General features: G+C 71.6%; 20 protein-coding genes. 10 read left to right on the plus strand and 10 right to left on the minus strand.

Annotated elements, in window-relative coordinates; all coding sequences use genetic code 11:
* Positions 1-82: 82 nt before the first annotated feature.
* Entirely contained in the window at positions 83-298 is a 216-nt protein-coding gene (locus STRNI_RS23220) for a hypothetical protein (RefSeq protein ID WP_274736666.1), read from the plus strand.
* 41 nt (positions 299-339) lie between these two features.
* Here the strand turns inward: STRNI_RS23220 and STRNI_RS23225 are convergent, their stop codons facing one another.
* From STRNI_RS23225 to STRNI_RS23235, 3 genes are all read right to left on the minus strand, one after another.
* Positions 340-1,557, minus strand: a complete 1,218-nt coding sequence (locus STRNI_RS23225; protein WP_277411940.1) for a DUF2637 domain-containing protein — start codon at positions 1,555-1,557, stop codon at positions 340-342.
* A gap of 199 nt (positions 1,558-1,756) precedes the next feature.
* Positions 1,757-2,467 carry a DUF3558 family protein gene (locus tag STRNI_RS23230; RefSeq protein ID WP_093645046.1) on the minus strand — a complete coding sequence of 237 codons (711 nt, stop codon included), beginning with the start codon at positions 2,465-2,467 and terminating at the stop codon, positions 1,757-1,759.
* A gap of 201 nt (positions 2,468-2,668) precedes the next feature.
* A complete protein-coding gene (locus STRNI_RS23235) occupies positions 2,669-3,574 on the minus strand; it encodes a hypothetical protein (protein ID WP_274736661.1) in 906 nt (301 codons plus the stop codon).
* A 162-nt stretch (positions 3,575-3,736) separates the two neighbouring features.
* Here STRNI_RS23235 and STRNI_RS23240 point away from each other — a divergent pair, with 162 nt between their 5' ends.
* Positions 3,737-4,930, plus strand: a complete 1,194-nt coding sequence (locus tag STRNI_RS23240) for an RtcB family protein (RefSeq protein WP_159487669.1) — start codon at positions 3,737-3,739, stop codon at positions 4,928-4,930.
* Between the two features lie 24 nt (positions 4,931-4,954).
* Here STRNI_RS23240 and STRNI_RS23245 read toward each other — a convergent pair whose 3' ends face one another.
* The 4 genes from STRNI_RS23245 to STRNI_RS23260 form a co-directional block, all read right to left on the minus strand.
* Positions 4,955-6,574 carry an alpha/beta hydrolase gene (locus tag STRNI_RS23245; protein ID WP_277411941.1) on the minus strand — a complete coding sequence of 540 codons (1,620 nt, stop codon included), beginning with the start codon at positions 6,572-6,574 and terminating at the stop codon, positions 4,955-4,957.
* A gap of 282 nt (positions 6,575-6,856) precedes the next feature.
* A complete protein-coding gene (locus STRNI_RS23250; protein WP_277411942.1) occupies positions 6,857-7,030 on the minus strand; it encodes a hypothetical protein in 174 nt (57 codons plus the stop codon).
* A 119-nt stretch (positions 7,031-7,149) separates the two neighbouring features.
* Positions 7,150-7,908 carry an SDR family NAD(P)-dependent oxidoreductase gene (locus tag STRNI_RS23255; protein WP_093644997.1) on the minus strand — a complete coding sequence of 253 codons (759 nt, stop codon included), beginning with the start codon at positions 7,906-7,908 and terminating at the stop codon, positions 7,150-7,152.
* Positions 7,909-7,987: 79 nt separating this feature from the next.
* Positions 7,988-8,323 (minus strand): YnfA family protein, encoded by a 336-nt coding sequence (locus STRNI_RS23260; RefSeq protein WP_277411943.1) that lies wholly within the window; start codon positions 8,321-8,323, stop codon positions 7,988-7,990.
* A 123-nt stretch (positions 8,324-8,446) separates the two neighbouring features.
* Between STRNI_RS23260 and STRNI_RS23265 the strand changes: the two genes are divergently transcribed.
* On the plus strand, positions 8,447-9,187 hold the full coding sequence (locus STRNI_RS23265; RefSeq protein WP_266450141.1) for an AAA family ATPase: 741 nt from the start codon (positions 8,447-8,449) through the stop codon (positions 9,185-9,187).
* Here the strand turns inward: STRNI_RS23265 and STRNI_RS23270 are convergent.
* A complete protein-coding gene (locus STRNI_RS23270) occupies positions 9,144-10,754 on the minus strand; it encodes an FAD-dependent monooxygenase (protein ID WP_274740545.1) in 1,611 nt (536 codons plus the stop codon). The two genes, STRNI_RS23265 and STRNI_RS23270, sit on opposite strands and share 44 nt — an antisense overlap.
* 149 nt (positions 10,755-10,903) lie before the next feature.
* Here STRNI_RS23270 and STRNI_RS23275 point away from each other — a divergent pair, with 149 nt between their 5' ends.
* Positions 10,904-11,605 (plus strand): TetR/AcrR family transcriptional regulator, encoded by a 702-nt coding sequence (locus STRNI_RS23275; protein ID WP_274736652.1) that lies wholly within the window; start codon positions 10,904-10,906, stop codon positions 11,603-11,605.
* A 36-nt stretch (positions 11,606-11,641) separates the two neighbouring features.
* Here the strand turns inward: STRNI_RS23275 and STRNI_RS23280 are convergent, their stop codons facing one another.
* Positions 11,642-12,448, minus strand: coding sequence for a helix-turn-helix domain-containing protein (locus STRNI_RS23280; RefSeq protein ID WP_274736650.1), 807 nt, complete (start codon positions 12,446-12,448; stop codon positions 11,642-11,644).
* Between the two features lie 91 nt (positions 12,449-12,539).
* On the opposite strand from STRNI_RS23280, the gene STRNI_RS23285 reads away from it, so the two are divergent.
* The 3 genes from STRNI_RS23285 to STRNI_RS23295 all read left to right on the plus strand — a co-directional run bounded on the left by STRNI_RS23285 (position 12,540) and on the right by STRNI_RS23295 (position 14,735).
* Positions 12,540-13,244 (plus strand): TIGR03086 family metal-binding protein, encoded by a 705-nt coding sequence (locus STRNI_RS23285; RefSeq protein ID WP_274736648.1) that lies wholly within the window; start codon positions 12,540-12,542, stop codon positions 13,242-13,244.
* A gap of 157 nt (positions 13,245-13,401) precedes the next feature.
* On the plus strand, positions 13,402-13,917 hold the full coding sequence (locus tag STRNI_RS23290) for a cupin domain-containing protein (RefSeq protein ID WP_159487677.1): 516 nt from the start codon (positions 13,402-13,404) through the stop codon (positions 13,915-13,917).
* Positions 13,914-14,735, plus strand: a complete 822-nt coding sequence (locus tag STRNI_RS23295) for an SDR family NAD(P)-dependent oxidoreductase (RefSeq protein WP_274740543.1) — start codon at positions 13,914-13,916, stop codon at positions 14,733-14,735. The genes STRNI_RS23290 and STRNI_RS23295 overlap by 4 nt, the downstream gene beginning before the upstream one ends.
* 66 nt (positions 14,736-14,801) lie before the next feature.
* On the opposite strand, the gene STRNI_RS23300 is transcribed toward STRNI_RS23295, so the two are convergent.
* Positions 14,802-15,398 carry a hypothetical protein gene (locus tag STRNI_RS23300; RefSeq protein WP_093645005.1) on the minus strand — a complete coding sequence of 199 codons (597 nt, stop codon included), beginning with the start codon at positions 15,396-15,398 and terminating at the stop codon, positions 14,802-14,804.
* A 325-nt stretch (positions 15,399-15,723) separates the two neighbouring features.
* Here STRNI_RS23300 and hemL point away from each other — a divergent pair, with 325 nt between their 5' ends.
* From hemL to STRNI_RS23315, 3 genes are all read left to right on the plus strand, one after another.
* Complete coding sequence (hemL, locus tag STRNI_RS23305) at positions 15,724-17,031, plus strand: glutamate-1-semialdehyde 2,1-aminomutase (RefSeq protein WP_266450150.1); 1,308 nt, start codon at positions 15,724-15,726, stop codon at positions 17,029-17,031.
* Between the two features lie 57 nt (positions 17,032-17,088).
* Positions 17,089-17,769: a histidine phosphatase family protein gene (locus STRNI_RS23310; protein WP_127151759.1), complete on the plus strand. Its 681-nt coding sequence runs from the start codon at positions 17,089-17,091 to the stop codon at positions 17,767-17,769.
* A gap of 146 nt (positions 17,770-17,915) precedes the next feature.
* Complete coding sequence (locus STRNI_RS23315) at positions 17,916-19,139, plus strand: hypothetical protein (protein WP_277411944.1); 1,224 nt, start codon at positions 17,916-17,918, stop codon at positions 19,137-19,139.
* Positions 19,140-19,204 lie beyond the last annotated feature (65 nt).

Consider the following 19,204-nt stretch of genomic DNA (forward strand, 5'->3'; position numbering starts at 1 on the left):
CGTGTGGTCTCCGCCTGAGGGAGGAGAAGGGTTCGGCCCCGGGGACGAGGACGCCCGGGACCGGACCCTTCACGCTGGAGCCATGAGAGGTTTACTCGGCTTCATCGTCATGATTCAGGGCGCGATGGGATTCATCGGGCAGGTGTTCTTCGACGGCGCCTGGGGGCTGCTGCCCCACTGGTTCACGCTGCCGTCCCCCGCCTACGTCGGCCTCTTCGCGGCCGGTGCGGCGCTGGCCGTATGGGGTGACACGGCCAGGAAGCGCAAGCAGGAGCGGGCGCGCTCGGCGGCGGTGTAGGGGCGGGGCCTACGGGATGTGTCCGGGCCCCGGTGTGCGCGTTACGCGATGTGCTCGTCCATCATCTCCGCGTTGAGGCGGTCGCTGAACCGGTCCATGTAGCGGTTCAGCTCCCGCGACTGGAGGCGGATCCCGTACTGCGCCAGCAGGTTCGCCGCGAAGGCGCCCGGTGTCGGCATGCCTTCGCCCTCTATCGAATGCCGGAAGACCTGGTACAGGTCCTCGTCGGTCGGGGCCGCGGCCGGCGCCTGGGCAGGCTGCGGGTCCGCCTCCGGGGTGCCCTTGCCGAGCGGACGCGTCCCACCTGCACCGGTCGGCACCGGGACCTGCGGCTCGGGCTCCGCCGCGCGCGGCGCCGGTACCGGGACCTGCTCGTGCGCCGGCACCTGCTGGTGCTCGTCGTACGAGAGCTGATGCTCCTGCTCCGGGACGTACGTCGGGTCGTAGTCACCCTGATACGTCACCTGCTGCGGCGCCGCGAACCACTGGCTCGGCATCTCCTCGGCCGGCTCCTGGGCCTTCGGCTCCAGAGCGGGCGTCACGGACTGCTGCGGCGCCGGCATCAACTGCGGTTCGATGCCCGCCGCGGCAAGCCCCGCGGGAGCGGTCTCCGCCAGCGGCACCCCGTACCGGGCGAGCCGCAGGGGCATCAGGGACTCCACGGGAGCCTTACGACGCCAGCCCCGCCCGAAGCGCGAACGCAGGCGTGCCTGGTACACGAGCCGTTCCTGCTCCAGTTTGATCACCGCGTCGTACGACCGCAGCTCCCACAGCTTCATCCGCCGCCACAACAGGAACGTCGGGACCGGCGACAGCAGCCAGCGCGTGAGGCGCACGCCCTCCATGTGCTTGTCCGCCGTGATGTCGGCGATCCGCCCGACGGCGTGCCGGGCGGCCTCGACGGTGACGACGAACAGCACCGGGATGACGGCATGCATGCCCATGCCCAGGGGATCGGTCGCGACGGCGGCGTTGAACGCCACCGTCGCGACCGTCAGCAGCCACGCCGCCTGGCGCAGCAGCGGGAAGGGCATGCGGATCCAGGTCAGCAGCAGATCCAGAGCCAGCAGGACACAGATGCCCGCGTCGATGCCGATGGGGAAGAAGTAGGCGAAGTCGCCGAAGCCCTTCTTCACGGCAAGTTCCCGCACGGCCGCGTAGGAGCCGGCGAAGCCGATGCCGGCGATGACCACCGCGCCGGCGACGACAACTCCGATGAGTATCCGGTGCGTGCGTGTCAGCTTCAGTGGCGCGGCCACCCGAGAACCCCTCTTAGTCGGTCTGTTGCGAGCGACAGCCTGGCACATGCGTACGGACGGGCGTGTGCCGGTACGGAGGGGGCCGGGTCACGATTGGGCTCTGGCCGGCGGCGGGCCGGGGGCCTTCACCTCGGTGGTGCGGCCATGGACACACACCCGCCCCCGGCCGGTGCCGGGGGCGCGGGCGGCGTCGCTGCCGTCAGGTGTTGGCCTTGGCGGCGGCGGTGACCGCTTCCTTGGCGGCCGCCTGGGCCTTCTTGAGCAGGTCGTCGCCCTTGGGGGTGTCCGCGCCCGCCAGGCCGGCACCGTTGTAGTTGATCGTGACGACGATGTTGGAGGTGCGGGCGACGATCGTGGTGTTCTTGAAGTCGTTGCCCTCCTTCTTCACGTCGTAGGTGATCGCGGTCGCCTCGTCGCCGGTGCCGGAGGTCTTCACGGCCTCCAGCTTCTTGGCGCTCTTGGTGTCCTTCGCCTCGATGACCTGCTTGGTGTAGAAGTCCGTGGCGCGCTTCTCGCCGGAGCCGACGCCCGGGTCGGAGTCGTAGCGCTGGTAGCCGATGTCGAGCCAGCGGAACTGGGTGCCGTCCACGCCGTTCTCGTCGGAGCTGCTCCAGGAGCAGGTGCCGTGGGCGGAGTTGTCCGTGGAGGTGCCGCGCTCCCCGGAGGTGTCCTTCGCCTTGGGCAGCATCTTCTTGACGGTGTCCTTGGAGAACGCCTCGCACGGGTTGGGCAGCTTCTTGAACTTCGCCGGCGCGACGGACGGCGAGGGCTTGGCCGCGCTGCTGGAAGCGGCGGAGGCGGAGGCGTCACCGGAGCTGTCGCTGTCCGAGCCGGAGCAGCCGGCGACGAGCAGCACCGGAACTGCTGCGCAGGTGAGAAGGCTGGCGAGTCGCTTGGCTGAACGGTGCATGGTTCCTTCGCTGTTCGTCGTCGTCAGGCCGGCGTGGTGCACGACCGTGGCGGTGGTCCGCCTTTCCTCCCGTACGGGCAGGGCTAGGGGCACGGTACGCGGCGCGGCGAGGTGGGTGACCGGTTCCTGTCGGTGAGCACAACGCCCGAACCGGTCGTATCTCCTCGCACTTACCTATTCGGTCAATCCGCCCTATCCGGACTATTCGCTGAGGCTCTCGGACAGCTCGCCGGCCAGCGAACGGGCCTTGTCCTGCAGTTCCTGGCTGTCCGGCAACATCGTCTTGTCCGTGGACCACTGGTCGTAGGTGAGCGTCACGATGACGTTCGACGTGCGAAAGACCACAGTGACATCGCGGTGCACCCCCGAGTCCGCTGTGACCAATTTGTCATTGAGGAAGGCCGCGTCCCCGAGGTCGTCCAGGACGCGCGGGGCGGTGGAATCGCTCAGGTCCGCGCTGGGGTCCGTGCTGGGGTCCGCACTCGGGTCGGACGCCTCCGAGGGGCTCCCGGAGGGTGCCTTCCCCTTCCCGTCCACCGACTTGCCGGCCGAGCTGTTCGTGGTGGCTCCCCCGCCCTTGTCCGTGCCCTTGCCCTTCGTGGCGGACGGGCTCGGGGTGGCGGGTGAGGGGGAGCCGCTGCCGCCGGGCGGGATCTGTGCGGCCAGCTCCTTGCTGTCGTAGATCCCCTGCGCCTTGTCGTCATCGCTGACGGCGGCGTCGTACGACACCACGCGCTGGATGTCGAGGCTCAGATGGCGGGTGCCCGCGGTGGTCTCGCGGGTCCAGCGGCAGCCGACGCGGCGGTCGGTGTCGTAGGTGATGTCGGGCTGGCCGTCGTAGATCTTCTTGGCCTCGGCGCGCGAAAGCTGCTGGTCACCGCCGGGCAGCATGCCGCGGAGGGTGCCGCGCGCGGGCAGTCCGCAGGCCTCGGGGAGGGTCTGGTAGCGGCCCGGTTCGGCGGCCGGGCTCGACGAGGCGGTGCCGCCGCTCTTGGCGTCGCCGGTCTCGTCGCCGGTGTCGGAGCCGCCGGTGCAGGCGGTGAGGCCGGCGGCCAGTGCCGCGGCCACGACCAGTGCGGCGCCGGGTACGAACGGCTTGCGTGGCATCGCTCGCGGCTCCTTCCCCTACGAAATGCGGTTGCCGCCGGTCAGCGGCCGATGGACACAATGTCTACCGCACGTCTTGCCGCGCACGCCGGTCCGCCGTCCAAGATCGGATAACTTGTCCGGCTTTTGCGTTTTTCATAAATTCGGGGGAATGAGGAAGTTATGTCGTACGTCGAGGTACCGGGCGCGCAGGTGCCGATCCGGATGTGGACGGACCCGGCCACGGTCGAGGGCGTCGCCATGCAGCAGCTGCGCAATGTCGCCACCCTGCCGTGGATCAAGGGCCTGGCCGTGATGCCGGACGTCCACTACGGCAAGGGCGCCACGGTCGGCTCGGTGATCGCCATGCGCGGCGCGGTCTGCCCGGCGGCGGTCGGCGTCGACATCGGCTGCGGGATGAGCGCGGTGCGGACCTCGCTCACCGCAAATGACCTGCCCGGTGACCTCTCCCGGCTGCGCTCGAAGATCGAGCAGGCGATTCCGGTGGGCCGGGGGATGCATGACGATCCGGTGGACCCGGGACGGATCCACGGGCTCCCGACGGCCCGGTGGGACGACTTCTGGGCGCGGTTCGACGGGGTCGCCGACGCGGTCAAGTTCCGTCAGGAGCGGGCCACGAAGCAGATGGGGTCGCTCGGTTCGGGCAACCACTTCATCGAGTTCTGTCTCGATGACGACGGGGTCGTGTGGCTGATGCTGCACTCCGGCTCCCGGAACATCGGCAAGGAACTGGCCGAGTTCCACATGAGCCAGGCGCAGAAGCTGCCGCACAACCAGGGCCTGGTCGACCGCGACCTCGCCGTCTTCATCGCGGACACCCCGCCGATGGCGGCGTACCGCAACGACCTGTTCTGGGCGCAGGAGTACGCCAAGCACAACCGGGCCGTGATGATGGGGCTCTTCCAGGACGTCGTCCGCAAGGAGTTCAAGAAGGCGAAGGTGACCTTCGAGGACGTGATCTCCTGCCACCACAACTATGTGGCGGAGGAGCAGTACGACGGCATGGACCTGCTGGTGACCCGTAAGGGCGCGATCCGGGCGGGCAGCGGCGAATACGGGATCATCCCGGGCTCGATGGGCACCGGCTCGTACATCGTCAAGGGACTGGGCAACGCCGCGTCCTTCAACTCCGCCTCCCACGGAGCCGGCCGCAAGATGAGCCGGAACGCCGCGAAGAAGCGGTTCTCCACCCGGGACCTGGAGGAGCAGACGCGGGGCGTGGAGTGCCGTAAGGACTCCGGCGTGGTGGACGAGATCCCGGGTGCCTACAAGCCGATCGAGAAGGTCATCGATCAGCAGCGGGACCTGGTCGAGGTCGTCGCGAAGCTCAAGCAGGTCATCTGCGTCAAGGGCTGACCCGGCCGCGGGGCGGCCGCCGGCTCAGGAGACGGGGCCGGCCATCGCTCCGCCGCCGGTGGCGACGCCGCCGCTCGGCCCGGGCGCGGAGAACGGGGGCGTGTCCGGCCGGCACACCGCTCCGGCCGGCGGGAGGGTGCCGTCGATGAAGTAGCGGCTCTCGTACTCCTTGATGCAGCTGCTGGGGTTGAGCAGTGCGGTGTGCCCGTACCCGTGGTGGGTGAGCAGCCGGGCGTGGGCCAGCTCCTTGGTCATGGCCTGGGCGCCCGAGTAGGGGGTGGCGGGGTCGTAGACGGTGCCGATCACGAGGACGGGGTGCGCCGTCGGTCTGTTCCACGGGCCGCGGTAGCGGTCGGCGGCGACCGGCCAGGTGGCACACGGCTCCGCGGCCCAGGTCCAGAAGCGTCCGGTGTCGCCCGCGCGCAGGGCACTGGCCTCCTCCAGGGCGTGGTAGACCCCGGGGTCACGCGGATTGGGGCTGTCGGAGCAGAGGATGGCACTCGCCTGTTCCACGCCGGTGTACGGATTCGGGACCGGTGGTGCGGGCAGGGGCGTGGGCGGCCGCGGGACGCGGCCCCGCCACAGGTCCTGCAGCCTGCCGGCGAGGTCCGTCCATCCGGGGTGGACGATGTCGAGGCCGCTCACCACATCATCGACCGTCTTGCCGTAGGTCCAGGTGCCCACCGGATGCTCCCGCAGGCGCCGCATCAGCCGGTCGAACTTGTCCCGGGTCGCCTTCGGGCTGCCGGCGGAGAAGGCGCAGCGGGCGGTGGTCGTGGCGCCGCACAGGGCGAGGAACCGGTCCAGGATCGCGGCCGCGCCGAGGTCCGCGCCCATGCGCAGGAATATCGGGCGCCGGGGGGCGGTGTGCGAGGCGTGGTCCGTCCAGGCCTGCGGGTCGATGGTGCTGTCGACGGCCAGGGCGCGGACCTTGCCGGGGAAGAGGTTGGCGTAGGTGGCGCCGAGGAACGAGCCGTACGAGGTCCCGAGGTAGGTGAGCTGCGTGTCGCCCACCGCGCGGCGGAGCCGGTCGAGGTCGTGAGCGATGTCGGCGGTCGACATATGGCGCAGCAGCTCGGGGTCGCGTTGCCGGCAGCGGCGGGCCAGATCCTCGAACGCGGCGATCCAGGTCTTCCGCTCCTGTGCGCCGACCGGGAAGCCGGCCGGCTTGCTCGCCTCCCAGGCGGCGGCGTCCCCAGGTCGCGCGAAGCAGTTCACGGCGGTGCTGTGGCCGACCCCGCGGGTGTCCCAGCTGACGATGTCGAACCGCTCCCGCACCTCGCGCGGGAAGAACCGGTAATTCTGCGGCATCTGGACCGTTCCCGGCCCGCCGGGTCCGCCGGGGTTGAAGAACAGGGTGCCGATGCGCCGCCCGGGGCCGGTCGCCTTCCGTTTGATGACGGCCAGTTCGATGGTGCGACCGACGGGGTCGCGGTAGTCCAGCGGCACCTTCGCGGTCGCGCAGTCGAACGCCTTGCCCCGGACGCAGGGTTTCCATTCCAGCTGCGGGGCGGACGCCGGAGGTGACGGCGGACCGCCGGCCGCGGCGAGGTCCGGGCCGGTGAGCACCGTCGAGCAGGTCACCACCGCGGTGAGGACCGCGGCACCACGCCTACGGCCCGCTGTGCGCCCGGATATGAGCATGCCCCGTCCTTCCGCGGCTGAGCGCCCGATGCCACCCCTGCGCGGGACGCCGGCACGCCTCCGTGCCCACCACACCGCGGCCCGGCACCGGCCGCGAGCCGGCCGCCGCCGAATGGCCGAGCTCCCGCCGCCCGGGCTGCCGGCCTGCCGCGGCGCCGCAGCAGATATTCGGCGGCGAGCAGATGGAGGACGAGGGCGGACCAGGACGTGGCGCCGGCGATGTCGTGCCCGGCGGCCAGGGTGTCGCCCGCGTAGGAGAGGGGGCGGTGAGCTGGGCGGCCATCAGGTGCTCGGGCGGGTGCGGGTGCCGGTGGTGGCGGGGTGGGTGCGGGTGCCGGTGGGGCGGGTGCGGGTGCGGGTGTCGGTGGTGGCCGGGTGCTTGCCGGTGCCCGTGGTGGTGGGCCGGGCCCCGTCGGCGGCGGGCCGTGCGGGGGGCCCGTGCGTGGTGGAGGTCATGGGGCCACTGTCGCGAGCGGAGCGCACCGGGACACGGGGCCCGGGCACCCGGTGGGGGGTGTACCCAGGCCCCGTGTTCAAGGGGGTGGCGGCCCGGCGGGGGCGGCCCGCCGGGTGTCTCAACTGCTGCGGTGGACCTTGGAGTTGGAGGCCTGGGCGCGCGGGCGGACCACCAGGAGGTCGACATTGACATGGGAGGGGCGGGTGATCGCCCAGGTGATGGTGTCGGCGACGTCCTCCGCGCTGAGCGGCTGGTCGACGCCCTCGTAGACCTTGGCGGCCTTGGCGGTGTCGCCGCGGAAGCGGGTGGTGGCGAACTCGTCGGTCTTGACCATGCCCGGGGCGACCTCGATGACGCGCACCGGCTCGCCGCACAGCTCCAGCCGGAGGGTCTCGGCGATCACATGCGCGCCGTGCTTGGCGGCGACATAACCGCCGCCGCCCTCGTAGGTGCCGTGGCCCGCGGTGGAGGAGAGCACGACGACGGTGCCGTCGCCGGAGGCGGTGAGCACGGGCAGCAGCGCCTGGGTCATATGGAGCACGCCCAGCACATTGACCTCGTACATGGTCCGCCAGTCGGCGGGGTCACCGGTGGCGACCGGCTCCGCGCCGAGGGCACCGCCGGCGTTGTTGACCAGTACGTCGACGGACGGGTAGCGGTCGAGGGCGGCAGCGAAGGCGTCGACGGCGGCGCGGTCGGTGACGTCGAGGGCGTAGGCCTCGGCGTGCGGCAGCTCGGCGGCGAGCGCTTCGATGCGGTCCTTGCGGCGGGCGGTGAGCACCACGTGGTAGCCGGCCGCGGCCAGCGCTCGCGCGGTGGCGGCGCCGATGCCGCTGCTCGCTCCGGTGACGACGGCGGTACGGGCCTCGGCGGTCATGCGCTCTCCTCGGGCGATGGGTCCCCCCGCTCCGCACGAGCCGGGGGAGGACGGTCCGCGGCCAGGATATGCAGGCGGGTCAACGTCCCCTGGGGGCGTACATGATCACTGCCATGCCGGCCAGGCAGACCAGCGCGCCGATCACGTCCCAGCGGTCGGGGCGGTATCCGTCGGCGACCATGCCCCAGGCCAGCGATCCGGCGACGAAGACACCGCCGTACGCGGCGAGGATCCGGCCGAAATCGGCGTCCGGCTGGAGCGTCGCGACGAAGCCGTAGACACCGAGCGCGAGCACTCCGGCGCCGATCCAGGCCCAGCCCTTGTGCTCGCGGACGCCCTGCCAGACCAGCCAGGCTCCGCCGATCTCGAAGAGGGCGGCGACGGCGAAGAGGGCGGCGGAGCGGGCGATCAGCATGGGGGAAGCGTACGGAGCTGGGGCCCGGCTCCCGTGCGGGCGGGGTGGCTGCCAGTGGGGCGGCTGTGAGCGGGGTGGCTGTGAGCGGGGTGGCTGTCAGTGGGGTGTGAGAGCTTCGGGGGCATGCTGATCGAACGGGCTTACGTGGACGTTCCGGAGGGAGCGGGGGCGGCCGAGGACGGCTGGCCCTGGACGGTGCCGTGTGTGCGCCAGATGGCCAAGGAGGGGCTGGCCTTCCGCGCTCCGGTCACCTTCCTGGTGGGGGAGAACGGTTCGGGGAAATCGACCCTGGCCGAGGCGCTGGCGGAGGGTTTCGGGCTGGATTCCTACGGCGGCTCGGCCGGATACAAGTACGCCAGCTCACGGGAGGCGTCACTGCTCGGCGGACTGATGCGGTTCGACCCGACGCAGGAGGGGCGCCGGATGGTGCGCGGGCCGCGGGTCCGCCGACGGGGGTTCTTCCTGCGGGCCGAGACGGCGATGGAAGCGCTGAACCGGGAGCGGAGCGCGCTGAAGCTGTCGCGGTCCCCGGACGACATGAGCCATGGCGAGGGCTTTCTGATGGCTTTCCGGGAGCGGTTCTCGCAGCGGGGCCTGTATGTGATGGACGAGCCGGAGGCGGCGCTGTCCTTCTCCTCCTGCCTGGAACTGGTGGGGCTGATGGATGAGTTGGGGAGCGGTGGCGCGCAGATCATCTGCGCCACCCACTCCCCGCTGCTGACGGCGCTGCCCGGCGCCGAGATCGTCGAGGTCGGCGAGCACGGGATGCGGCGCGTGGAGTGGGCGGAGCTGGGGCTGGTCGACCACTGGCGGCGCTATCTCAACGACCCGCGGGCGTATCTGCGGCATGTGCTGGAGGGGTGAGGGCGGTGGCTATGGGGGCCCCGTCCTCGACCCCGGTCCAGTGGGCGAGGGCGCCCCGTAGCGCCGCGGCGCGCTCGGCGGGGGCGGTGGCGTCGGTGGCCCAGGCGATATAGCCGTCGGGGCGGACGAGAAGGGCCGTGCGGCGGGGGCTCCGCCAGAAGGCGGTCACCACGCGGCCGTCGCCCGGGTGAGGGGAGTCCCCGCCGCCCGCCGGAGCCTGGGGGACGCCGGGCTCGCCGGCGGGGGTGATGAGGACGAACCGGCCCTGGCGGAGGAGCTCATAGAGGCGGCCGCCGCCGGCCAGCCGGATGTCGGGGGCGCGGTGGCCCGCGAGGGGATGGGCGCCGGGCCCGGCCGGATAGGCGATGCCGATGCCGGAGATGGTGCGGATCGCCCGGCGGGACAGCGGCCGCAGACGGTTGACGACCTGGGTGGCGAGGGTGCGCACGGCGCGCCCGGGGCCGGTCGGCAGCAGGGCGACCCGGATGAGGGCGCCGCTGCTGCGCAGGGCCTGCTTGCCCACCGGGTGGCGCTCGGTCTGATAGCTGTCCAACAGGCTGTCGGGGGCGTGGCCCTGGAGCACGGCGGCCAGCTTCCAACTGAGGTTGGCGGCGTCCTGCAGGCCGGTGTTCATGCCCATGGCGCCGGCGGGGGAGTGCACATGCGCGGCGTCGCCGGCGAGGAAGACGCGGCCGACCCGGTAGGCGGGGACCTGGCGCTCGTCGCTGTGGAAGCGGGAGACCCAGCGGGCGTCATGCATGCCGTAGTCACTGCCGAGGGCGAGCCGGGTCAGCTCGCGGATCTCGTCGAGGTCGGCCGGGGCGTCGTCGTCGGCCTGGTGGTGGCGGTTCCAGCCGATGACGCGGTACAGGCCGCCGCCGAACGAGGCGATCAGCGCGAACGCCTCGCCGTTGGCATTGACCATCAGCGGGGAGTCGGGCTCCTGGGCCAGCCGGACATCGGCGAGCACCAGGGAGCGGATCACGGACTTGCCGGGGAAGGGCAGGCCGATCGCCTCGCGGATGGTGCTGCGGACGCCGTCGGTGCCGACGACATGGGCGGCGCGGATGGCGCCGAGCCCCTCGGCGGTGCGGAAGCGCACCGTCACACCGTCGGCGTCCTGGTCGAGACCGAGCACCTCGGAGTCGTGGCGGAAGGTGACACCGGCCCGGCGGGCCCGGCGCTCCAGCAGCCGCTCGACCTCGAACTGGGGCGTGACCAGCACGAAGGGGAAGCGGGTGCGGAGCCGGGTCGGGTCGATGGTGACCCGGCCGAAGAGACGGAGGCCGGTGAGCGGATGGCCGCCGGCGACCAGCTCATCGGCGAGACCGCGGGCATCGAGCTGCTCCAGGGTGCGAGCATGCACGACCAGGGCGCGGGTGAGGTTGCTGATCTCGGCGGGGCGTCGCTCCAGGAGCGTGACGCCCAGCCCCGCCTCGGCGAGGTCTCCGGCGAGCAGCAGGCCGGTCGGTCCGGCGCCCACGACGATGACGTCCGTGTCGCGCGCCTCGCGGGCCGGGCCGGCCCCGCTCTCGCTCCGGCCGGTCCTGCGGTTCATGGCGTCCATGGCTTCCGCCTCCTGTGCCTGCTGTGACGGTGACTGCGGCTGTGGGCTGTGGCTGATGGTCATGCCAACGCATGTTGGTCAACGCTTGTTGGCAAGCGTAGGGCGGCCGGGCCTGGCGTGTCAACAGCCGTTGGCCTACAGTTGTTGGCATGGTCGAACATGCCCCCTCCACCACGGATGCCGTGCCGGACACCGCCCCCGCCGCGGCATCCGCCGCGATGTCCGATGCCGCCGCGGACCACGCCGGCGCCCCCGACGCCGAGGGCCCCGCGCCCGGCGAAGCGGCCGACCCCGCCCGCCCCCGCCGCTCCGCCGCGACCCGGGCCGCGATCCTCGCCGCCGCCAGGGACCGCTTCGCCGCGGACGGCTACGAGCGCGCCACCATCCGCGCCATCGCCAGGGACGCGGACATCGACCCGTCGATGGTGATGCGCTACTACGGCAACAAGGCCGGCCTCTTCGCCGCCGCCTCCGAGATCGAAGTGCACGCCCCGGACCTCACCCACTTCCCGCGCGAGGAGGCCGGTGCCCGGCTCGTCCGCCATTTCGTGGAGCGCTGGGAGTGCGACGAGACACTGACGGCGATGATGCGCGTCGGCGTCACCAACGAGGCGGGCGCGGAGCGGATGCGCGGCGTGTTCGCGGAGCAGATCAAGCCGGTCCTCGCCGCGGTCTGCCCGGTGCCCGAGGAGGCGCCGACCCGCGCCGCGCTGATCGCCTCCCAGATACTCGGCATGGCGCTGTGCCGCTATGTACTGCACCTCCCGCCGGCCGTCGGCCTCAGCCACGACGAGGTCATCGCCTGGCTGGCGCCCACCGTCCAGCGCTATCTGACGGCCGAACACCCCTGACCGCCACCGGGGCCGGGCGGCCTCCCCGGCGGTCGCTCACCGCGCGTACGCGGTCGGCGGGACCCCGACGGTGGCGGTGACATCGCGGACCAGATGCGCCTGGTCGCTGTAGCCCAGCTCGGCGGCGAGCGCGGCCCAGTCGACCTCCGCACCGGAGGCGGCGCGCTCCAGGGCCTCGTGCACCCGGTAGCGCAGCAGCACCCACTTGGGGCTGACCCCGACATATCCGGCGAAGAGCCGCTGCAGGGCCCGTACGGACAGGCCCTCGGCCCGTGCGAAGTCCGCGACCCGGCGGATCGTACGGTCCGTGCGGATCCGGTCGGCCAGCCCCATGGCGAGCTCGGCCTGGGCGAGAGTCCGCGGCCCGGCCCGCAGCAGCGGGATCAGAAAGGCGTCGAGCGCGGCCACCCGGGCGTCCTCGCCGTCCGGCTCCAGTACGGCGGCCGCGGCGTCGGTGGGCCCGAAGGCCGCGGCCAGCGGCAGCCGGCGGTCCGTCCAGTCCGTGGCCGGCCGCTCCGGGGTGAACGGCCGGAAGCCACCGGGCCGGAACTGCACCCCGCACACCCGCCCGCGCCCCGCCAGCTTCTGCTCGAACAGCTCCAGCCCCACGCCCGCGACCTCGCCGAACCCGGGCCGGTCGGCGTATCGCTGGAAGACGAGGTTCACGCACGGATGCGGGACGACATGCGTGGCGTACGGCTCGGACAGATCCCAGTCGATCAGCCAGTAATGCTCGACATAGGGGCGCAGCGGTTCGGCGGGCGTGCGGCGGCGGAAGCGCACCCGCGTGAAGAGACCGGGGGCGTCCACGATGCCCCGGGTGTCGCGCCGTGGAGCGGCCATGCCTGGAATCGTAAGACGGACCGCGCGGTCGCGAGAGGCCCTGTCGCGATTTTTCAATCCGCCGTCGGCGGCGGCCCGTAGCGTCATCGGTATGAGCGACAGACGAGACATCTCGGACGAAACACACAGCGGTGCACCGGCTCACCCGGCACAGCCAGCACGGACGCCACAGACAGCACGGACGCCACAGCCGGCACAGGCAGCCCATGCGACCCGCCCGGCCCCACCGATCAGCGCGCTGCTCGACGCGGCGGCCAGGGCGGCGCTCCCCGTACTGCGCGAGGTCCGCGACGACCAGCTGGGGTGGCCGACACCCTGCGCCGAGTACGACGTCCGCGCGCTGCTCAACCACCTCTTCCAGGTCGTCGTCGCTTTCCGGTCGCTGGCCGCCAAGAAGGACGTGGACTTCAGCAGCACCCCAGACCGGCTCGGCGAGTACGGGGCGCAGTGGCCCGACCGGTTCGCGGACGCGTCGGCGCAGCTGGTCGAGGCGTGGGCGGCGCCGGGCGCGGAGGACGGGCTGACCGGCGGGATGCAGCTGCCGGCCAGGACCGTCGGCGCGATGGTGCTGCTGGATCTGACCGTGCACGCCTGGGACCTGGCGCGGGCGACCGGCCGGCCGTACACACCGGCCGAGGGCTGTGTGGCCGAGCTGCGGACGCTGGTCGCCCAGATGGCTCCCACGGCCCGCAAGATGAACGTCTTCGCCGAACCGGCCCCCGTACCGCCCGGCGCCTCCGACCTGGAGGTGCTGCTGGCGGAGACGGGCCGCGACCCGCACTGGACGGCCGGCTGACGGGGCGTCGGCCGGAGCATCACCGGGGCGTTGGCCGGGGCAATCGCCGGAGCATCCGCCGGCGCTTCGGACTCGTCCGATTTTGCCCGCCTCACGCGGACTTCGTGCCTAGGCTGAACCAACCGGCAGTCGCAGACGAGGCGGAGGCAGCCCGCAGATGGATGAGCACCGCACCTCCCGTGACCGCCTCCCCGAGGCGCTGATCGACTTCTACGGGCTGGTGCCGCTGCCCCAAGAGGGCGGGCGGTACCGGCGTACATGGGCAGGCCCCGAGCGTGCCGACGGGCGGCCCGAGGGGACGGCGATCGTGATGCTGCTGACCGCCGAGCCGGGCGACTTCTCCGCGCTGCACCGGCTCCCGTCCGACGAGATCTGGCACTTCTACCGGGGCGATCCGCTCACCCTGTTCCTCCTCCGGGAGGACGGCGGCGGGGACACGGCCCGTACGGTCGTCCTCGGGCCGGACGTCCTGGGCGGGCAGCATGTCCAGTTCACGGTGCCGGCCGGTACCTGGATGGCCGCCGAGGTCGCCGACGGCGGCTCCTGGACGCTCTTCGGCTGCACGATGGCGCCCGGTTTCACCTTCGAGGACTACGAGCACGGGGACGCCGCCGTACTGGCCGCGCGCTTTCCCCGGGAGGCAGCGTGGATCACCGCCCTGAGCCGGCCATGACCGACACCCCGTCCGACACTCCGTCCGACACCCCGTCCGACGCCCCCCGCCACCCCGGCCTCCCCGACCTCCGGGGCCAGGTCGCCCTCGTCACCGGCGCCGCCGGCGTCCTCGGCCGGGGTATCGCGCTGCGGTTCGCCGCCGCGGGCGCCGCCGTCGTCGCGCACTACCGCACGGGCGCCGACGCGGCGCGGGAGCTGGTCGCGCAGATCGAGGCGGACGGCGGGAGCGCGCTGGCGCTGCGCGCCGATCTGGCCGTCGAGGAGGAGTGCCACCAACTGGTGACGGAGGCGGCCGGCTGGCGCGGGCGGCTGACCGCGCTGGTGAACAACGCGGGCGTGCAGCCGACCCAGGAGCTGGCGGCGATGTCGCTCGCCGACTGGCGGGCGGTGGCGGACCCGAATGTGCACAGCGTCTTCGCCTGCACCCAGGCCGCGGCGGCCGTGATGCGGGCGGCCGGCGGCGGCTCGGTGACCCATATCGCCTCGATCGAGGCGGACCGTCCGGCGCCGCGGCATGCCCACTACTGCGCGTCGAAGGCGGCGGTGGTGATGCATGCCCGCGCGGCGGCGCTGGAGTACGGGCCGGACGGTATCCGCGTCAACAGCGTCTCGCCGGGCCTGATCGACCGGCCCGGCCTGGCGGAGGACTGGCCGGAGGGGGTGCGGCGCTGGCAAGCGGCGGTGCCCGCAGGGCGGTTGGGCACCCCCGAGGACGTGGGCGACGCCTGCGTCTTCCTCGCCTCGCCGATGGCGTCCTGGATCACCGGTCACGAGCTGGTCGTGGACGGCGGTGTCTCGGCCCGCCCCACGTGGTGACCGGCGGGGCCCGGCGAGCGGCCCGGCGCCGCCCCCTGCGCAGGCCGCCGCGCCCGCGCTGAACCGTTACGGCCAGACCAGGCAGTACGCCTGGTGCCCCGCCTCGTGCAGCCGGTGGCTGAAGTCCTGCCACTCGTGCAGCAGCTGGTAGACGGTGAAGGCGTCCCGCGGGCCCCCGCGGTCGGGGACGGTGGACCAGATGAAGGCGGCCGCACCGACCGACTCCTCGCCGACCCCGCGCAGCGGATCGACCACGGTCATGGGGAGCTTGACGACGGCGTAGTCGGGGTGGAGGACGACGAGTTCGAGCGGCGGAACCTTATGGAGCGGTATGCCCTCTATACCGGTGAGGACCATGGCGGCCATCGTCTCCGGCTTGATCTTGCTGAACATGCCGCCCATGCCGAGCTCGTCACCGCCGAGCTCCTCGGGACGCATGGAGACCGGCACCCGGGCCGCGGTCGCACCGTTGGGCGCACCGAAGTACCTGTACGTCACCCCCATGCGGCCGCCTCTGATTTCCCCGCCTGTGGTCCTGTTGCCCGTGGATTCCGCGCGCGTGGTCCTGTCGCCCGTGGTGTCCTCGCGCCGGTGACGGCCGCGCTGGGCGCGCTCGGGACCCCGGTCATTGGTTCCCTCGCCCAGTTCGCCACCGCGATGCATATCTCCACCCGACCACTCGCAGCCCCAGCCGCGCAACCCGATCATCGTCTCAGAGACCTCCCCCGTCACCGGCGCGTGAAACGCCCGGCCGCACGCCCCCGTGCGCCTCTGAGACCATTGCTTGCGTGACTTACTCGTACGTCTCCACAGTTTCGCAGACGAGTGGGGGCTGACGCCCGGTCGAAAGCGAGAGGAATCAAAAAAGGATCGAGAATGAACCGAGCGGCGCCCGGAGGCGTACCGCGAGGGGATTCCCGCACCGATGTCAGCCGGGCCGTGTCCACGCGCCGCTGCCCTCCCTCCGTTTATGCAGGTCAGGATCACCGTGTCTTTTCCGTATGAAGCCCCTGTTTCGCAGTCGCTGTTCGACCGTGCGTCCGCCGTGACGCCGGGCGGCGTCAACTCTCCGGTGCGGGCGTTCCGCGCCGTGGGTGGTACGCCCCGGTTCATGGTGTCCGGTACCGGTCCGTACCTCACCGACGCCGACGGCCGTGAGTATGTCGACCTCGTGTGCTCGTGGGGACCGATGATTCTCGGTCACTCGCACCCCGAGGTGATCGCCGCGGTCCAGGAGGCCGTCGCCCGCGGTACGTCCTTCGGTACGCCGGGCGCGGGCGAGGTCGAGCTGGCCGAGGAGATCGTGGCCCGGATCGAGCCGGTCGAGCAGGTGCGGCTGGTCTCCAGCGGCACCGAGGCAACGATGTCGGCGATCAGGCTGGCCCGCGGGTTCACCGGCCGGCCGAAGGTGATCAAGTTCGCGGGCTGCTACCACGGGCATGTGGACGCGCTGCTGGCCGCGGCCGGATCGGGCGTGGCGACCTTCGGGCTGCCCGACACGCCGGGGGTCACGGGCGCGCAGGCCGGCGACACCATCGTGCTGCCCTACAACGACCTGGAGGCGGTGCGGGCCGCGTTCGCCGCGCACCCGGGGGAGATCGCCTGTGTGATCACGGAGGCCTCGCCGGGCAACATGGGCGTGGTGCCGCCGCTGCCCGGCTTCAACCAGGGCCTGAAGGATCTGTGCTCCGCCGACGGCGCGCTCTACATCTCCGACGAGGTGATGACCGGCTTCCGCGTCAGCAAGGCCGGCTGGTACGGGATCGACGGTGTACGTCCGGATCTGATGACCTTCGGGAAGGTCATGGGCGGCGGCTTCCCGGCCGCGGCCTTCGGCGGCCGTGCGGACGTCATGGCGCACCTCGCCCCGGCCGGCCCGGTCTACCAGGCGGGCACCCTGTCCGGGAACCCGATCGCCACCGCCGCCGGTGTCGCGCAGCTGCGGCTGCTGGACGACGCCGCCTACGAGAAGGTCGACGCGGTCTCGGCGGAGGTGCGGGGCCTGGTCACCGCGGCGCTGGCGAAGGAGGGCGTGGCGCACCGGGTCCAGGCCGCGGGGAACATGTTCACGGTCTTCTTCACGGACGCCGAGGTGACCGACTACGAGGGGGCCAAGGCGCAGGAGGCGTTCCGTTTCACCGCCTTCTTCCACTCGATGCTCTCGCAGGGCGTCTACCTCCCGCCGTCCGCCTTCGAGTCGTGGTTCGTCTCGACCGCGCACGACACGGCGGCCGTCGAGCGGATCGCCGCCGCCCTGCCGGCCGCCGCGCGCGCCGCGGCCGGGGCGACGGCCTGAGACGGCTGCGGGCGCACGGGCCGGCGACCGCTTGAGACGACTGAATGAATGGGTGACATGAGCAGCGAAGACATCACCGTCGTGCATCTGATGCGGCACGGCGAGGTGCACAACCCCGACGGCGTGCTGTACGGGCGCCGCCCCGGCTACCACCTCTCCGACCTGGGGCGGAAGATGGCCGACCGGGTGGCGGAGCATCTCGCGGAGCGGGACATCACACATGTCGTCGCCTCGCCGCTGGAGCGTGCGCAGGAGACCGCGGCGCCGGTCGCCGGTGCGCACGGTCTGGAGCTCGCCACCGACGAGCGGCTCATCGAGGCGGGCAATGTCTTCGAGGGGAAGACCTTCGGGGTCGGCGACGGTGCGCTGAAGAAGCCGGGGAACTGGAAGTACCTGACGAACCCGTTCCGGCCGTCCTGGGGTGAGCCGTACATCGAGCAGGTCGTACGGATGATGGCGGCGCTGGGCGCGGCGCGCGATGCCGCGCGGGGCCACGAGGCGGTGGCGGTCAGCCATCAGCTGCCGATCTGGATCGTGCGCAGCTTCGCGGAGCGGCGGCGGCTGTGGCACGACCCGCGGAGGCGGCAGTGCACGCTGGCCTCGCTGACGTCGTTCACCTTCCACGGCGACAAGATCATTTCGGTGGGGTACAGCGAACCGGCGCGCGACCTGGTTCCCTCCCATCTTCTGGCGGGCGCCAAACCCGTCAAGGGAAAGGCCAAGGCCTTCGGGGCCTGACGGTGCATCACTTGGCGCAACGTCAAAAGCCCGCAGAATGAAATACCTGAGCGATTGAACCCGGATCCCCCGACGCTCAACATGCCCTCCACTCGGTTGTCCGTTTATATGGATATTGAGTTCGGCGAGCACGAGGGGACGAGGGTATGCGCGCGATCAGCCGGCGAAACCTGCTGGGTATGGGAGTTGGGGCAGCCGCGGCGCCGGTCGTCGGCGGCTGCTCCTCGCCGGACCCGGACGCGGGAGCCAACAAGCAGCGCGTGAAGAACTCCGTCCAGGCCCGCCCCAAGCTCATCGGTGACGGCTCGACAGCGAATTCCGGAGCCCAGCCCCATCAGCCGAAATCCCCCGAACGGCTGGAGCCCGGTCAGACCCCGCCGCAGTTCGTGGTCTTCTCCTGGGACGGTGCGGGAGAGGTCGGCAACGGCCTCTTCCCCCGCTTTCTCAAGCTCGCCCGGGACCATGGCGCGGCCATGACCTTCTTCCTCTCCGGGGTGTATCTCCTCCCGGAATCCCAAAAGCACCTCTACGAACCGCCGAACAATCCGCGGGGCGCCTCCGACATCGGCTACCTCAGCGATGCCCACATCAAGGAGACCCTCAGGTACCTGCGGGAGGCCTGGCTGGACGGCCATGAGATCGGCACCCACTTCAACGGGCACTTCTGCTCCGGCTCGGGCGCCGTCCGGCACTGGTCCCCGCAGGAGTGGCAGTCCGAGATCGACCAGGCGATGGACTTCGTCACCAGGTGGCGGACCAACACCGGATTCACCGATCTGGAGCCGCTGCCCTTCGACTACCGGAGAGAACTGGTCGGCAGCCGTACGCCATGCCTCCTCGGGCAGAAAAATCTGCTGCCCACCGCCAGGGAACTCGGCTGGCGCTATGACGCCAGTTCACCCGGTGGAGTGCAGATGTGGCCGAAGAAGAAAATGGGCCTCTGGGACTTCCCGCTCCAGCAGATCCCGTTCCCGGGGCACTCTTTCGAGGTCCTCTCGATGGACTACAACCTCCTCGCCAATCAGTCGAAGCACTCGACGAAGGCCCCGCCGGTCAACTACCCGGGCTGGCGGCAGCAGGCCACCGACGCATATATCTCCGGATTCCGCCGGGCGTACGAGACCAACCGTGCGCCCTTCTTCGTCGGCAATCATTTCGAGCAGTGGAACGGCGGCATCTATATGGACGCCGTCGAGGCCGCGATCAAGCACATTGCCAATGAGCAGAACCGGGATGTCCGTCTGGTGTCGTTCCGGCAGTTCACCGACTGGATCGACGCACAGGACCCGGAGGTGCTGCGCAAGCTCCAGAGGATCCCCGTCGGACAGCGGCCGTCCGGCGGCTGGAAGTCCTATCTGACCGCGGCCTGACAGGTCCCTTCGCGCGGGGACGCGGCCGGTGAGGGGGGCGTGGAAGATCCGGAAATGGCCCATGC

It is taken from the genome of Streptomyces nigrescens (assembly GCF_027626975.1).
Classification (GTDB): domain Bacteria; phylum Actinomycetota; class Actinomycetes; order Streptomycetales; family Streptomycetaceae; genus Streptomyces; species Streptomyces nigrescens.

Excerpts from the sequence above, each read along its gene's own strand:
- STRNI_RS23230 (WP_093645046.1), bottom strand. The coding sequence starts at position 2,467 with ATGCACCGTTCAGCCAAGCGACTCGCCAGCCTTCTCACCTGCGCAGCA.
- STRNI_RS23290 (WP_159487677.1), top strand. The coding sequence starts at position 13,402 with ATGGATGAGCACCGCACCTCCCGTGACCGCCTCCCCGAGGCGCTGATC.
- STRNI_RS23240 (WP_159487669.1), top strand. The coding sequence starts at position 3,737 with ATGTCGTACGTCGAGGTACCGGGCGCGCAGGTGCCGATCCGGATGTGG.
- STRNI_RS23315 (WP_277411944.1), top strand. The coding sequence starts at position 17,916 with ATGCGCGCGATCAGCCGGCGAAACCTGCTGGGTATGGGAGTTGGGGCA.
- STRNI_RS23245 (WP_277411941.1), bottom strand. The coding sequence starts at position 6,574 with ATGCTCATATCCGGGCGCACAGCGGGCCGTAGGCGTGGTGCCGCGGTC.
- STRNI_RS23270 (WP_274740545.1), bottom strand. The coding sequence starts at position 10,754 with ATGGACGCCATGAACCGCAGGACCGGCCGGAGCGAGAGCGGGGCCGGC.
- STRNI_RS23255 (WP_093644997.1), bottom strand. The coding sequence starts at position 7,908 with ATGACCGCCGAGGCCCGTACCGCCGTCGTCACCGGAGCGAGCAGCGGC.
- STRNI_RS23295 (WP_274740543.1), top strand. The coding sequence starts at position 13,914 with ATGACCGACACCCCGTCCGACACTCCGTCCGACACCCCGTCCGACGCC.
- STRNI_RS23265 (WP_266450141.1), top strand. The coding sequence starts at position 8,447 with ATGCTGATCGAACGGGCTTACGTGGACGTTCCGGAGGGAGCGGGGGCG.
- STRNI_RS23280 (WP_274736650.1), bottom strand. The coding sequence starts at position 12,448 with ATGGCCGCTCCACGGCGCGACACCCGGGGCATCGTGGACGCCCCCGGT.
- STRNI_RS23235 (WP_274736661.1), bottom strand. The coding sequence starts at position 3,574 with ATGCCACGCAAGCCGTTCGTACCCGGCGCCGCACTGGTCGTGGCCGCG.
- STRNI_RS23285 (WP_274736648.1), top strand. The coding sequence starts at position 12,540 with ATGAGCGACAGACGAGACATCTCGGACGAAACACACAGCGGTGCACCG.
- STRNI_RS23260 (WP_277411943.1), bottom strand. The coding sequence starts at position 8,323 with ATGCTGATCGCCCGCTCCGCCGCCCTCTTCGCCGTCGCCGCCCTCTTC.
- STRNI_RS23250 (WP_277411942.1), bottom strand. The coding sequence starts at position 7,030 with ATGACCTCCACCACGCACGGGCCCCCCGCACGGCCCGCCGCCGACGGG.
- STRNI_RS23275 (WP_274736652.1), top strand. The coding sequence starts at position 10,904 with ATGGTCGAACATGCCCCCTCCACCACGGATGCCGTGCCGGACACCGCC.
- STRNI_RS23300 (WP_093645005.1), bottom strand. The coding sequence starts at position 15,398 with ATGCATCGCGGTGGCGAACTGGGCGAGGGAACCAATGACCGGGGTCCC.
- STRNI_RS23220 (WP_274736666.1), top strand. The coding sequence starts at position 83 with ATGAGAGGTTTACTCGGCTTCATCGTCATGATTCAGGGCGCGATGGGA.
- STRNI_RS23310 (WP_127151759.1), top strand. The coding sequence starts at position 17,089 with ATGAGCAGCGAAGACATCACCGTCGTGCATCTGATGCGGCACGGCGAG.